The 13,718-nt window shown below is 62.0% G+C and carries 12 protein-coding genes; 5 read left to right on the forward strand and 7 right to left on the reverse strand.

Annotated features, from left to right (window positions below; genetic code table 11):
• Positions 1 to 81: 81 nt before the first annotated feature.
• Positions 82 to 672, reverse strand: coding sequence for a VOC family protein (locus R1W01_RS01685; RefSeq protein ID WP_411028134.1), 591 nt, complete (start codon positions 670 to 672; stop codon positions 82 to 84).
• Between the two features lie 150 nt (positions 673 to 822).
• Here R1W01_RS01685 and R1W01_RS01690 point away from each other — a divergent pair, with 150 nt between their 5' ends.
• Positions 823 to 1,008, forward strand: a complete 186-nt coding sequence (locus R1W01_RS01690; RefSeq protein WP_243611238.1) for a DUF2892 domain-containing protein — start codon at positions 823 to 825, stop codon at positions 1,006 to 1,008.
• 60 nt (positions 1,009 to 1,068) lie between these two features.
• On the opposite strand, the gene R1W01_RS01695 is transcribed toward R1W01_RS01690, so the two are convergent.
• From R1W01_RS01695 to R1W01_RS01715, 5 genes are all read right to left on the reverse strand, one after another.
• The gene (locus R1W01_RS01695; RefSeq protein WP_297757270.1) at positions 1,069 to 1,485 is read right to left on the reverse strand and encodes a hypothetical protein; all 417 of its coding nucleotides are present in this window, start codon (positions 1,483 to 1,485) and stop codon (positions 1,069 to 1,071) included.
• A gap of 155 nt (positions 1,486 to 1,640) precedes the next feature.
• The gene (locus R1W01_RS01700) at positions 1,641 to 2,714 is read right to left on the reverse strand and encodes a BMP family ABC transporter substrate-binding protein (protein WP_297757273.1); all 1,074 of its coding nucleotides are present in this window, start codon (positions 2,712 to 2,714) and stop codon (positions 1,641 to 1,643) included.
• A gap of 40 nt (positions 2,715 to 2,754) precedes the next feature.
• Positions 2,755 to 3,675, reverse strand: a complete 921-nt coding sequence (locus R1W01_RS01705; RefSeq protein WP_243611235.1) for an ABC transporter permease — start codon at positions 3,673 to 3,675, stop codon at positions 2,755 to 2,757.
• Positions 3,675 to 4,754 carry an ABC transporter permease gene (locus R1W01_RS01710; protein ID WP_243611234.1) on the reverse strand — a complete coding sequence of 360 codons (1,080 nt, stop codon included), beginning with the start codon at positions 4,752 to 4,754 and terminating at the stop codon, positions 3,675 to 3,677. The genes R1W01_RS01705 and R1W01_RS01710 overlap by 1 nt, the downstream gene beginning before the upstream one ends.
• Positions 4,751 to 6,268 (reverse strand): ABC transporter ATP-binding protein, encoded by a 1,518-nt coding sequence (locus R1W01_RS01715; protein WP_317275018.1) that lies wholly within the window; start codon positions 6,266 to 6,268, stop codon positions 4,751 to 4,753. The genes R1W01_RS01710 and R1W01_RS01715 overlap by 4 nt, the downstream gene beginning before the upstream one ends.
• A 223-nt stretch (positions 6,269 to 6,491) precedes the next feature.
• Between R1W01_RS01715 and R1W01_RS01720 the strand changes: the two genes are divergently transcribed.
• Together R1W01_RS01720 and dnaE are read left to right on the forward strand one after the other, a co-directional pair.
• Positions 6,492 to 7,301, forward strand: a complete 810-nt coding sequence (locus tag R1W01_RS01720) for a DUF6544 family protein (RefSeq protein ID WP_297757283.1) — start codon at positions 6,492 to 6,494, stop codon at positions 7,299 to 7,301.
• A gap of 134 nt (positions 7,302 to 7,435) precedes the next feature.
• Positions 7,436 to 10,960 (forward strand): DNA polymerase III subunit alpha, encoded by a 3,525-nt coding sequence (dnaE, locus tag R1W01_RS01725; protein ID WP_297757285.1) that lies wholly within the window; start codon positions 7,436 to 7,438, stop codon positions 10,958 to 10,960.
• An 82-nt stretch (positions 10,961 to 11,042) separates the two neighbouring features.
• Here the strand turns inward: dnaE and R1W01_RS01730 are convergent, their stop codons facing one another.
• Positions 11,043 to 11,237: a SlyX family protein gene (locus R1W01_RS01730; RefSeq protein ID WP_243611230.1), complete on the reverse strand. Its 195-nt coding sequence runs from the start codon at positions 11,235 to 11,237 to the stop codon at positions 11,043 to 11,045.
• Positions 11,238 to 11,338: 101 nt separating this feature from the next.
• Between R1W01_RS01730 and R1W01_RS01735 the strand changes: the two genes are divergently transcribed.
• Positions 11,339 to 12,142 (forward strand): crotonase/enoyl-CoA hydratase family protein, encoded by an 804-nt coding sequence (locus tag R1W01_RS01735; RefSeq protein WP_297757289.1) that lies wholly within the window; start codon positions 11,339 to 11,341, stop codon positions 12,140 to 12,142.
• Between the two features lie 85 nt (positions 12,143 to 12,227).
• Positions 12,228 to 13,718, forward strand: coding sequence for a histidine--tRNA ligase (hisS, locus tag R1W01_RS01740; protein ID WP_297757292.1), 1,491 nt, complete (start codon positions 12,228 to 12,230; stop codon positions 13,716 to 13,718).

The raw sequence follows: 13,718 nt of genomic DNA on the forward strand, positions 1-13,718 counted from the left end.
TATTGCGGTGGTGTGGTTTTCGCGGGAGGGCGGGCGCTCTTTTAGCAAAGACGCCCCGCCCACCTTCCCGCGAGACTGGTTTCAGAACGGATTGCGCGGGCTGCGATCTTTGGAAAGCGAGTCCTGTCGGGCGAGGACCAGCTCTTCGATGGCGGCGGCGAGATGCGGTTCGGCGATGTTGTAATCCCCGGCCGCGACACGGATGCGGTGGGCGCGGATCATCACGTCGGCATGGGTGCAGCCAACGGGCGGTTCGAATTTATAGCAGGCCAGTTCGATCAGGAGGCCGAGCGGATCCTTGAAATAGATCGAATCCATAAAGCCACGATCCTTGACGCCGGAATGGCCGATACCGCGCGCCTCGAGCCGTTCGGCTGCGAGCAGGAAGCTGGCCCGGCTCACGTTGAAGGCGAGATGGTGGACACAGCCCGGTTCCATCGGTGTGCGCCTACGATCTGGCTTGCGGGTTTCGTTGGTGAAGATGGTGATCAGCCGTCCATCACCGGGATCGAAATAGAGGTGGCCTTCGTCCGGGTCGTCGAGATTGGGTTGGTCGAAGATGAAGGGCATGCCGAGCACCCCTTCCCAGAAATCAATCGAAGTTTGGCGGTCTGCGCCGGTGAGCGTGATGTGGTGCACGCCCTGAGATTGAATGCGCTGGATGTCTGTCATGAGGTGTCTCCTGTCGCGTCATGCACAGGATAGGGGGCGGGGGCGGTGCTGGCAAACCGGGCGCGCGAAGATGTGACATTTGATGCCGGGTTTTTTGCGGGAAATGTGCTATATATCGAATATATTATTTACCAATTCAGGAGATTCGTGATGACCCGAAATGTTGGCACTATCGATCGCGCGCTGCGTATCATTGTTGGGATTGCGCTCTTGCTGCTTCCGATCACCGGGGGAAGCATGTGGGGCCTGATCGGGATCATTCCGCTGGCGACCGGACTGATGGGCAATTGCGCGCTCTATTCGATCCTCGGGATCAACACCTGTAAGGCCAAGTAAAGCGGGGGCAGGGATAAGAAAGGCCCGTGCGTTGAGCGGGCCTTTTTCCTGCGCTGTGTCTTAGTATTTCTCACAGACGCCGCGCCGAGAGACATTCGTCTCGCCGGCAGAGATGCTGCGCACCACCAGATTGTTGTTCTTCTTGATGAAGATGGCTTTGAAGCGCCATTCGACCAGTTCTCTCTCGGTCGTGTTCAGGGCGAAAGTGGGGATATCTTTCAGGCGCCAATCGAATCTGAGACGTTCTTCTGTATTCGACGTGATAGCGGCCTTGACGTATTTCTTCCCGAAGGAGTGAATCAAGGCGTCAAGCACGAGTACCGCGTCCGCTTTGACATCGTGCTCGAAGAAGATGGTGTCCTGCACGGCACCAAGATCCATTGGGGATTTCTTTTCCATCGTGCATTTCCAGGCCTGACCGGCGTGGGACTGGGTCGCGAAGCAGAGGGCGCAGAGAGCGGCGGCGATATAGTTCATCGGGAATATAACCTTGTATGAATGCTCTCTTTGAGGGGACAAAGAGAATGCGTGAAACAATCATGGATTGAGCCTAACAGCGCGTCCTTTGAGCCTCAATGAAAAAGGCCCGCCGAGATTGGCGGGCCTTTCTTGTGTCTTAAAGGGCAGGTCGCTTATTGCGGAATGTCGCCGGTGATGCCTTCGACGTAGAAGTTCATGCCCGCGAGCGTGCCGTCGTCAGCGGTTTCGCCTTCGGCGAGCCATGCCGAGCCGTCCTGCTTGTTCAGGGGACCGGTGAAGGCGTGGTAGGAGCCATCGGCCAGCGATGCCTTGAGCGCGAGGGCTTCTTCCTTCACATCGGCAGGCACTGCGTCGGAGATTTCACCGATGCCGACCATGCCAGCGCCGATGCCGTCCCAAGTGCTCTTGCTTTCCCAGGTGCCGTCCATCACGGCCTTGGTGCGCGCGATGTAGTAGGGCGCCCAGTCGTCGATGATCGAAGAGACGCGCGGCAGCGGAGCGTATTCGCTCATGTCGGAGGCCTGACCAAAAGTGATGACGTTGCCAGCGGCCTGAGCCGCGGCTTGCGGCGCGGTGGAGTCGGTGTGCTGAAGGATCACGTCGGCGCCTTGTTCGATGAGAACCTTGGCGGCGTCGGCCTCTTTTGCCGGGTCAAACCAGGTATAGGCCCAGACGATCTTGAATTGGACGTCGGGGTTCACCTTGCGGGCGTGGATGAAGGCAGAGTTGATGCCGCGGATCACTTCGGGGATCGGGTAGGAGCCGATATAGCCGACGATGTTCGACTTGGTCATGCTGCCTGCAATGTGACCCTGCACGGCGCGGCCTTCGTAGAAGCGGGCCGAATAGACCGAGACGTTCGGCGCGGTCTTGTAGCCGGTGGCGTGTTCGAATTTCACGTTCGGGAATTTCTTCGCGACGTTGATCGTCGGGTCCATGTAGCCAAACGAGGTGGTGAAGATCAGGTCGGCGCCGTTGAGAGCCATCTGGGTCATCACGCGTTCGGAGTCGGGGCCTTCGGGGACGGATTCGACGAAGACGGTTTCGACCTTGTCGCCGAATTCTTCTTCGACCGCGAGGCGGCCCTGATTGTGTTCATAGGTCCAGCCGCCGTCGCCGACGGGGCCGACATAGACAAAGCCCACTTTGGTCTTGTCCTCGGCCATGGCGGTGGTCGCCAGGCCCAGCGCGACAGCTGCGCTTGTCAGGAGTTTGGTCAGTTTCATTCGGGATATCCCCCTGTTGGTAGTCAAACGATGCCGCGCATTATTGCGAGGCGTGGAAACTGCGGCCGAGCGAGGCGGGTGCGCCGCTCTTGTCAGCCGACATGATAACCAGCACGAGGATGGTTATCAGATATGGCGACATTGCCAAGTATTCGACGGGAATCGCAACGCCTGCGGCCTGTAGATTGAGTTGTAGCACGTTGATGCCGCCAAAGAGATAGGCACCAAGCAGCACGCGCCAGGGTTTCCAGCTTGCAAATACCACGAGGGCGAGGGCGATCCAGCCGATGCCGGCGGTCATGCCTTCGGTCCATTGGGGCACGCGGATGAGCGAGATATAGGCCCCGCCGACGCCTGCACAGGCACCGCCAAAGAGGATCGCGAGGACGCGCACGCGGATCACGCTATAGCCAAGCGCGTGGGCGGCATCGTGGTTTTCACCGACGGCGCGCAGGATGAGACCGCCGCGGGTGAACTTGAGGAAGGCCCAGACTGCCGCCGTGAGGAGGAGGCCGAAGTAGAGGATCGGGTCGTGGCCGAACAGGATCGGGCCGACCACGGGCAGGTCAGAGAGCACGGGGATGTCGAGGCGGGTCATCGCAGGGGGGCGGATGCCGACATAGCCTTGTCCCATGAGCGCCGAGAGGCCGAGGCCAAAGAGGGTCAGCGCAAGGCCGGAGGCGACCTGATTGGCCAGCGCGAACTGGGTCAGGAAGGCGAAGAGGAACGAGAGGGCGGCACCAGCCACGGCGGCGGCGAGGACGCCGACATAGGGCGAGCCGGTCTCGACCGAGACGGCAAAGCCCGCGATGGCGCCGGTGATCATCATGCCTTCGACGCCGAGGTTGAGGACGCCGGAGCGTTCGACCACCAATTCGCCAATCGCGGCGAGGAGGAGCGGTGTCGCGGCGACCATGAGGGAGGCGACAAGGAGGACGGGGTTGATGGCTGAGAGATCCATTATGCAGTCCCCTTCATAGCAAGTTTCACGCGGTAGTTGGTCAAGAGGTCAAGCGCCAGAAGGAAGAACAGGAGCATGCCCTGGAAGACCTGGATGGCGGAGGCGGGAAGGCCCATTTGGGATTCCGCGATGTCACCGCCGATATAGGTGAGTGCCATGAGGAGACCGGCGAGGAGGATGCCGACCGGGTGCAGGCGGCCCAGGAAGGCGACGATGATGGCGGTGAAGCCGTAGCCGACATTGAAGTCGATGCTCACCTGACCGGAGGGACCTGCGACCTCGAAGAGGCCAGCGAGACCGGCGAGCATGCCGGAGGTGCCGAGGCAGAACAGGATCAAGCGGGTCGGGTTCACGCCCGCAAAGCGCGCGGCGCGGCGGGCTTCACCTGTCAGGCGGATGTTGAAGCCGAGAATGTGCTTGTTGAGGAGGACATAGGCCATGATGACGGCGATCATCGCGGCGACCACGCCCCAGTGCATGCCGTAGTCTTGCGCGATCCAGCTATTTGCGGCCTCCCATTCAGCGATGTTGCGTGAGCCGGGAAAGCCAAAGCCTTGCGGGTTCTTCAAGAGGCCGAGGGACATCGAGGCAAGGAGCTGTTCGGCGACATAGACGAGCATCAGCGAGACGAGGATTTCATTGGTGCCGAATTTCACCTTGAGAAGCGCCGGGATCATCGCCCAGATCCAGCCCCCCAGCGCCCCGGCAAGAACCATGAGCGGGAAGATCAGGACACTTTCGGACGGGTAGAGGGCAAGGCCCGCCGCCGCGCCGCAGATCGCGCCCATGATATACTGGCCCTCGGCGCCGATGTTCCAGATCCCGGCACGGAAGCCGAGGGAAAGGCCGATGGCGATCAGCACAAGCGGCGCGCCTTTCACGAGGAGTTGTGGCCGGTAGTAGAAGGCATATTCGCCAAAGAGCGGATCCCAGAAGATGGTGCGGATGGCTTCGAACGGGTTCTTGCCCAGCGCAGCAAAGAGCAGGCCCCCGGCGATCATGGTCACGATCACGGCAAAGACGGGCGTGCTCATCGACAGCAGGCGCGAGGGTTCGGGGCGTTTCTCGAGAACAATCATGCGGCGGCTCCTTCGGAGGCGTCGGCGCCGCCCATCATCAGACCGATCTCGTCGATGGTCAGGCCCAAGGCGGGGCGGATTTCGGAGAGGCGGCCTTCATTGAGGGCGCCGAAATGGTCTGCGATCTCCATCAGCTCGTCGAGATCCTGCGAGATGACGACGAGGGCGGCGCCTTCGGCAGCGAGGTCGAGAAGCGCTTGACGGATCGAAGCCGCAGCGGCGGCGTCGACGCCCCATGTCGGTTGATTGACGACGAGGACTTGCGGGTTTTGCAGAACCTCGCGGCCAATGACGAATTTTTGCAGGTTACCGCCGGAGAGCGAGCGCGCGGCGCTTGTCGGGCCGGGGGTGCGCACATCGAAGGCCGAGATGATGCGTTCGGCAAATTTCGTTGTGGCGTTCCAGTCCACAAAACCGTTGTTCATCAGCTTTTCGCGGATCGCCCCGGTCAGGAGGGCGTTCTCGGTCAGGCTCATATCCGGGGCGGCAGCATGGCCGAGCCGTTCTTCGGGCGCGGCAAGGATGCCAAGTTCGCGCCGTTCGTTGGGGCCGAAATGGCCGACAGGCTTGTCGTTGACGGTAATCGTTTCCGCTTCGGTCGGGGCTTCGCCGGAGAGCGCGGCGAGGAGTTCGTCCTGCCCGTTGCCCGCGACGCCGCCAAGGCCGAGGATCTCCCCGGCGTGCACGGTAAAGGAGATGTTCTTGAGCCGGGTGCCAAACAGGTTGGCCGAAGATAGCGACAGATCGTTGACGCGCAGCACCGGCGCGCCTTCTTCCTTGGCGGATCGGGTCGGTGTGTGGAGCGTGTCCCCCACCATCATCTCGGCCATCTGCCGCGCTGTGGTTTCGGACGGGATACAGGTGCCGACGTTCTTGCCAAGGCGCAGGATCGTGGCGTGATCGCAAAGGGTGCGGATTTCCTCGAGCTTGTGCGAGATGTAGAGGATCGCGGTGCCTTCGGATTTGAGCTTGTTCAGGGTCTTGAACAGGATCTCGACCTCTTGCGGGGTCAGAACCGAGGTCGGTTCGTCCATGATCAGGAGTTTCGGGTCTTGCAGCAGGCAGCGGATGATCTCGACCCGCTGGCGTTCGCCGGCGGAGAGGTCACCGACGATGCGGTCGGGATCGAGCGGCAGCCCGTAATTCTCGGAGACCGAGCGGATCTGCGCGGCGAGATCACGCATCGGAGGCGGGTTCTCCATGCCGAGGGCAACGTTCTCTGCGACATTCAAGGCGTCGAAGAGGGAAAAGTGTTGAAACACCATTGCGACGCCAGTGGCGCGGGCGGCTCGTGGTTCGGGCGGCGCGAATTCGCCGCCACGCCATGTCATGGTGCCGCTATCGGGCTTTACAAGGCCGTAGATCATCTTGACGAGAGTTGATTTCCCGGCGCCATTCTCCCCCAAGAGGGCGTGGACTTCGCCTTCCTGTATATCGAAGGAGACTGAATCATTTGCCACCACTCCGGGGTAGGCCTTGGTCAGGCCGCGGATACTTAGCAAAGTCCCTGTCATATGTTTTTTCCCTGAAGGGGCAGAGCCGTTACCCGGCATGCCGTTTTTTTGTGCCGACCCACACTAGGAAGGGGGGATTGATCTTGGCAAGGGAAACTTGGGTCAGGACGCCGCCTGGCTGGGCAAATGGCTAAATTTTCGGCATTGCTGGGGTCTTATAAAAACGTTAAGTTTCAGGCGGTTGCGCGCACATTATTATTTGGAAAAACCTGAAGGTGTTTCAATGAACCTCTGGGCTTGGCTGCTTGTGTTCGCCCTCTTTCTGGTGGTTGCGGGCTTGATTTTGGGGCGCTTCCTGTTCGAGCGGGCCGCGAACTGGTGTGCGGGCGAGATGAGCAAGGCGGACGGCCCGGTTCAGCAGGCGCCAATGCCACGTATCGTGCGGGATTTCGCGCGCCGCAACGGGGCGGGCCGGGGGCCGCGGGTGCGTCGGGTTGAGCTTGGTCAATCGGTAGACATGCGGCTTGAGCGGCGGGGGCGCTGGACCCGGCTTTGGGCGTGGCAGTGGATTTGCGTGCGCGAGCCGGGCTTTGTCTGGAAAGCGGGTCAGCAGCTTTGGGGGCCGTTGGCGAAAATCCTCGTGCTGGATGCCTATGTGTGGGGCGAAGGGCGACTTTGGGTCAATCTCCTTGGGGCGATCCCGGTGGTGCGGGCGACAGGCGCGGATATCGATCGGGGCGAGGCGATGCGCTATCTCGCAGAGCTCCCGTGGGTGCCGGATGCGATCCTCGAGAACGGGGCGCTGATCTGGAACCAAATCGAGGCGCAGCGCGTGCGGGTCAGCCTTGGCGAGGTGGCGGTCGAGTTCCGGTTCGATGGAGCGGGCGATATTGTCGAGATGACAGCCAAGGATCGCCCGGTGCGCGACCCTGATGGCGAAAGCCGCTTGCGCGATTGGCGCGGGCGGTTTTCGGAGTATCGTTGGATCGGGGGGCGGCGCATTCCGGCGCGGGGCGAGGTCGGGTATGATTATCCGGATGGCTATGAGCCCTATTGGCGCGGTGAGATCAACGCCTGCCACCTGCGTCACTGAGAGGGGGGGGGAGAGGGGCCAGCCCCTCTTGGCCGCCTGAAGGCGGCCAATTCACCCCGGGATATTTCCGGCAAGAGGAAGAGCAGGGCGTTTGGCCCATTCCAAAGGGCGGCGCGCTCGGGTAGCCTTGCGGGATGACGAGCGATCCCCGATTCATCCATCTCCGCGTGCATACCGAATACTCCCTTCTCGAGGGGGCGGTTCGGGTCAAGAAACTTCCCGGCATGTGCGCCGATATGAACATGCCCGCGGTGGCGATCACCGACACCAACAGCCTTTTCGCGGCGTTGGAGTTCTCCGTCACGGCGAGCGGGGCCGGGGTGCAGCCGATCATCGGTTGTCAGGTCGATGTGACGCCACCGGAAGACGAGGTGCCGAACAATGGGCGGGGTCAGATCGCCAAGCCGGCGCCGATTGTCCTATTGGCGCAGAATGAGGCCGGGTATGAGAACCTGATGAAGCTTTCCTCCTGTCTCTATGTGGACAAGGGCGGGCAGTTGCCGCAGGTCAGCATGGACGAGCTGGCGGTGCATGGCGAGGGACTGATCTGTTTGACCGGTGGGGCGGACGGGCCTGTCGGGCGGCTGATGCAGGCGGGCAAATGGGACGAGGCCGATGCGCTCATGCGGCGGTTTCACGAGATTTATGGCGATGGGCTCTATATCGAGTTGCAGCGCCATCCGGGCGAGGGCGGGTTGCCGGAGCCGGAACGCGCCACGGAACGCTGGTTCATCGAGATGGCCTATGAGATGGCAATCCCGCTGGTGGCGACCAACGACGTCTATTTTCCCAAGAGCGATATGTATGAGGCACATGATGCGCTGATCTGTATCGCGGACGGGGCCTATGTCGATCAGCAGGAGGGGCGTCGCCGCCTCACGCCGCAGCATTATTTCAAGAGCCAGGAAGAGATGGTCACGCTTTTTGCGGACCTGCCGGAAGCGATCGAGAACACCGTCGAGATCGCCAAGCGCTGTGCTTTTATGGCCTATCGGCGCGATCCGATCCTGCCGAAATTCGCCGATGACGAGGTCGCGGAATTGCGGCGGATGGCGAATGAGGGACTTCAGGCGCGGCTTGCCGTGATCCCACATGCGGTCAGTGTCGAGAAATACCAGGAACGGCTCGATTTCGAGCTTGGGATTATCGAGGGGATGGGGTTCCCCGGCTACTTTCTCATCGTTGCGGACTTTATCCAATGGGCCAAGGACCACGATATCCCGGTCGGGCCGGGGCGGGGCTCTGGCGCGGGCTCGCTCGTGGCCTATGCGCTGACGATTACCGACCTTGATCCGCTGCGCTATTCGCTTCTGTTCGAACGCTTCCTCAACCCGGAACGTGTTTCGATGCCGGACTTTGACATCGACTTTTGTATGGACCGGCGCGAAGAGGTGATCCGTTACGTGCAGGAGAAATATGGCCGCGACAAGGTGGGCCAGATCATCACCTTTGGTGCGCTTTTGTCGAAAGCGGCGGTGCGCGATATCGGGCGGGTGTTGCAGATGCCCTATGGGCAGGTGGACCGCCTCTCGAAGCTGATCCCGGTCGAGGGGGTCAAGCCGATGTCGATCGCGGATTCGCTCAAGGAAGAGCCGCGTTTGCGCGAGGCGGCGCGCGAGGAAGAGGTTGTTGATCTCCTTTTGACCTATGGTCAGCAGGTCGAGGGCCTTTTGCGCAATGCGTCGACCCACGCGGCGGGGGTTGTGATCGGGGATCGGCCCTTGGATCATCTCGTGCCCTTGTACCAAGACCCGCGGTCAGACATGCCCGCGACGCAGTTCAACATGAAATGGGTCGAGCAGGCGGGGCTCGTGAAGTTCGACTTCCTTGGCCTGAAGACGCTCACCGTGATCCAGAATGCGATCGAGCAGATTCACGCGTCGGGGCGTGACTTGCATGTCGCGGCGGATGGCACGCAGCTTTATGAACCGGCGGACGGGGCGGAGAACCAGATCAACGCCATCCCGCTTGATGATGAGGCGACTTACAAGCTTTATGCCTCGGCCAAGACCGTCGCTGTGTTCCAGGTTGAAAGCTCGGGCATGATGGATGCCCTGAAGCGGATGAAGCCGACCTGTATCGAGGATATTGTCGCGCTTGTGGCGCTTTATCGTCCGGGTCCGATGGAGAATATCCCGACCTATTGCGAGGTGAAGAACGGTCTCAAGGAGATCACCTCGGTGCATCCCTTGATCGACCATATCCTCGAAGAGACACAGGGCATCATCGTCTATCAGGAGCAGGTGATGCAGATTGCGCAGGTCATGGCGAATTACACGCTTGGCGGTGCGGACCTGCTGCGTCGTGCGATGGGTAAGAAGATCAAGGAGGCGATGGACGCCGAGCGCCCGAAGTTTGAGACCGGCGCGGCGGAGAACGGGGTCGACAAGGCAAAGGCCTCAGAGGTGTTCGACCTTCTCGAGAAATTCGCCAACTACGGTTTCAACAAATCGCACGCGGCGGCCTATGCGGTGGTGTCCTATCAGACCGCATGGCTCAAGGCGAACCATCCGGTTGAGTTCATGGCAGGCGTGATGAACTGCGATATTCATCTGACCGATAAGCTCGCCGTGTATTTCGAAGAGGTGAAGAAGGCGCTGGCGCTGCCTTTTGTGCCGCCTTGTGTCAATCGTTCGGATGCGATGTTCAAGGTTGTCGACGGGGCGCTCGTTTATGCGCTGGGCGCGTTGAAGAATGTCGGCGTCGAGGCGATGCGGCTTGTGACCGAGGGGCGCAAGGTTGAGGGCGTGGAGAAGCCCTTTGCGACGCTTTATGATTTTGCGCGGCGGGTCGATCTCAAGCGGGTGGGTAAGCGCCCCTTGGAGATGCTGGCGCGCTCGGGGGCGTTTGACGAGTTGGACGCGAACCGGCGGCGGGTTCTCGAGAGCCTCGATTCCTTGGTGAATTACTCGGCGGCGATCCATGAGCAAAAAGCCTCGAACCAGGTCTCGCTCTTTGGTGAGGCGGGGGACGACCTGCCGGAGCCGCGGCTTTCGCCGGTGGGCGATTGGCTCCCGGCGGAGCGGCTTGATGAGGAGGCGAAGGCGATTGGCTTCTTCCTGTCGGGCCATCCGCTCGAGGACTATATGCCCGCGCTCAAGCGCAAGAAGGTTCTGACGCTTGACGAGGTGGCCGAGCAGGCCAAGGGCGGGCCATGCGTCGTCAAGCTCGCCGGGCGCGTCTCGGGGCGGCAGGAGCGTAAATCGTTGAAGGGCAACCGCTTTGCCTTTGCGCAATTGAGCGATCCGACGGGCGCCTATGAGGTGACGATCTTCTCAGACACGCTCGAGAAGAGCCGGGAATATCTCGAGACGGGGTCCAAGGTTGTTGTGACGGCGGAGGCGACGCTTGAGTCGGAGCAGTTGAAATTGCTGGCACGCTCGATTGCGCCGATTGATGCAGTGGTTGCCGATGCGGGCAGCGCGGGCTTGAAGGTGTTCCTCGAGGATGCCGAGGCCGTCGGGCCGGTGGCCAATGTGCTGCAGCAGGCCGCGGAGACCGTGAAGGCGGGGGCGAAGGGGCCGGTGCTCTTTTGTCTGATGAGCGCGGACCTGCCCGGCGAGGTCGAGATCGACACCGGCCGGGAATTTCCGGTCAACCCGCAGATCAAGGGCGCGCTCAAGTCGCTCGATGGGGTGATGGCGGTCGAGGAGTATTGAGGGGGCGTTCTCAAGCCCATTTCAATTGGGGGCGCTGCCCCCAAACCCCCGGGATATTTCCGGCAAGAGGAAGAATTGGGCGTCAGTAATGCGGTGGGCGTTCGTCGCCGAGGACCACGCCGCCGGTGCCTTCGGATTCGCGGGTGGCTTCGCGCTCCATGAGCATGTGCACCCGGCGAGTCAGCACGGCGATTTCTGCATCCTGACGGGCGATGATCTCGGAGAGGTCATCGACGGTGCGGGTCAGGTGGGCGATCTGGGCTTCGAGGTCTTCCATGCCTCTTGCGATAGGCCGCTTGCGCGTCGGGGTCAAGCGACGCGGCGTCTGTCTTGACCGGAACGGGGTGGGGTGTTGCGGTCGGTGAGGGAGGAGACATCATGAGCATTTCAGTCGAGACAGAAGGCCGGGTGCGGATCGTGACGATCCAGCGGCCAGAGGCGCGCAACGCGGTCAACCCGGAGGTGGCGCGGGCGCTTTACGAGGCGTTTTGTGCCTTTGAGGCAGATGAGACCGTGGATGTGGCGATCCTGACGGGGGCGGGCGGGCATTTCTGTGCGGGCTACGATCTTAAGGCGGCGGCGGGAGAGGGCGGTGCGGCCTGGCTGGCGCAGGTGGATATCCCGGAAGGCTGGCAGGATGCGGCGGCAGAGCCGATCCCGGGGCCAATGGGGCCATCGCGGCTTTTGCTGACGAAGCCCGTCATCGCGGCGGTCGAGGGCTATGCGGTTGCCGGCGGGATCGAGTTGGCGGCGTGGTGCGATATGCGGGTGGCGAGCGAGAGCGCGACATTCGGGGTTTTCTGTCGCCGGTGGGGCGTACCGTTGATCGACGGCGGCACCGTGCGCTTGCCGAAAATCCTCGGGCAGGGGCGGGCCAATGACCTGATCCTCACCGGGCGGCCCGTGGGGGCGGAAGAAGCCTACCGGATGGGGCTTGCCGACCGGGTTGTGCCGGAAGGCGGGGCGCTGGCGGCGGCGAAAGAGATTGCCGAGGGGCTGGTGCGGTTTCCGCAAGCCTGTATGCGGGCGGATTTCGCCTCGGGCCGGATGGATGGCGCGGCGTTGGCGCGCGCGATCCGTCGCGAGTGGGCCTCGTTCGCGGCCTTTGCCGCCGAGGGCGCGGCGGGTGCGGCGCGGTTTGCCTCGGGCAAGGGTCGGGGCGGCGATTTCGGGGATATCTAGCCCCCCTGTTACAGAGGGTTTGCTTGCCCCCGTGCGGTCCATTGGGTAAAGGCGGGGCGACTGCAAACCGAAGGGACCATGCGACATGGCCAAAGTGAAGAAAGCCCCCCGCCCCAAGGCGATCACGCCCAAGGGGTTCCGCGACTATTTCGGCGCCGAGGTGACCGAACGTGCAGAGATGCTGCAGAAGATCGCGGGGGTCTATCATCATTACGGGTTTGATGCTTTGGAATCGAGTGCTGTCGAGACCGTCGAGGCGCTTGGCAAGTTCCTGCCGGATGTGGACCGGCCCAATGAGGGCGTCTTTGCGTGGCAGGAATTCGACGAGAATGACAAAGGCGACTGGATGGCGCTGCGCTATGATCTGACGGCGCCGTTGGCGCGGGTCTATGCGCAGCATCGCAATGAGTTGCCGACGCCCTATCGGCGCTATGCGATGGGCCCGGTCTGGCGCAATGAGAAGCCGGGGCCGGGGCGGTTCCGCCAGTTCTATCAGTGTGATGCGGATACCGTGGGCACGGCGAGCATGGCGGCGGATGCGGAGATTTGCGCGATGCTGTCGGATACGCTTGAGGCGGTGGGGATTCCGCGCGGGGATTACATCGTGCGGGTGAACAACCGGAAGGTTTTGAACGGGGTGCTTGAGGCAATGGGCCTTGGCGACGATCAGGACCGCAAGGATGCGGTTCTGCGCACTATCGACAAGTTCGACAAGGTTGGCGAGGCAGGTGTGCGCGAGTTGCTCGGAAAGGGGCGTCTTGATGCGTCGGGAGCCTTTATCGACGGCGTGGGCCTCAGCGATGAACAGGCGGCGCCGGTTGTGGCGTTTCTGACCTCTAAAGCGGATACCGCGGATGAGACCTTTGCCAACCTGCGCGAGGCGGTGGGCGAGTCCAAGGTTGGCGCGGACGGCATCGCAGAGTTGGAGCAGATCGCAGCGCTTCTCGAGGCGGGCGGGTATGGTGCGGATCGGATAGAGATTGATCCTTCCGTCGTGCGTGGTCTTGGCTATTACACGGGCCCAGTGTTCGAGGCAGAGCTGACCTTCGAGATTTTCGACGAAAAGGGCCGCAAGCGGCAGTTTGGCTCGGTCGCGGGCGGGGGGCGCTATGACGATCTCGTGGCGCGGTTCACCGGGCAGGCGGTGCCGGCTGTGGGTGTCTCGATCGGGGTGGATCGCCTGCTGGCCGCGCTGCACGAGAAGGGCCGGATCGGTGGCACGGTGCAGGGGCCGGTGGTTGTCACGGTCATGGATCGCGCCCGGATGGCCGAGTATCAGGCGATGGTTGCAGAGCTGCGCAATGCGGGCATTCGCGCCGAGGTCTACCTTGGTAATCCGAAGAACTTTGGCAACCAGCTTAAATATGCCGACAAGCGCAATTCGCCCGTGGCCGTGATCGCGGGCGGGGACGAGTTCGATGCGGGCAAGGTGCAGATCAAAGACCTGATCCTTGGTGCGAAGATTGCCGAGAGCGCGACGCTCGAGGAATGGAAAGAGCGCCCGAGCCAGTTCGAGGTGTCGCGTGATGACCTTGTGGCGAAGGTGCGCGAAATCCTTGCGGGGCAGGACAGCTAA

Origin of the sequence: Shimia sp. FJ5 (genome assembly GCF_032918335.1) — a bacterium.
In the GTDB taxonomy this organism is placed as follows: domain Bacteria; phylum Pseudomonadota; class Alphaproteobacteria; order Rhodobacterales; family Rhodobacteraceae; genus Shimia; species Shimia aestuarii_A.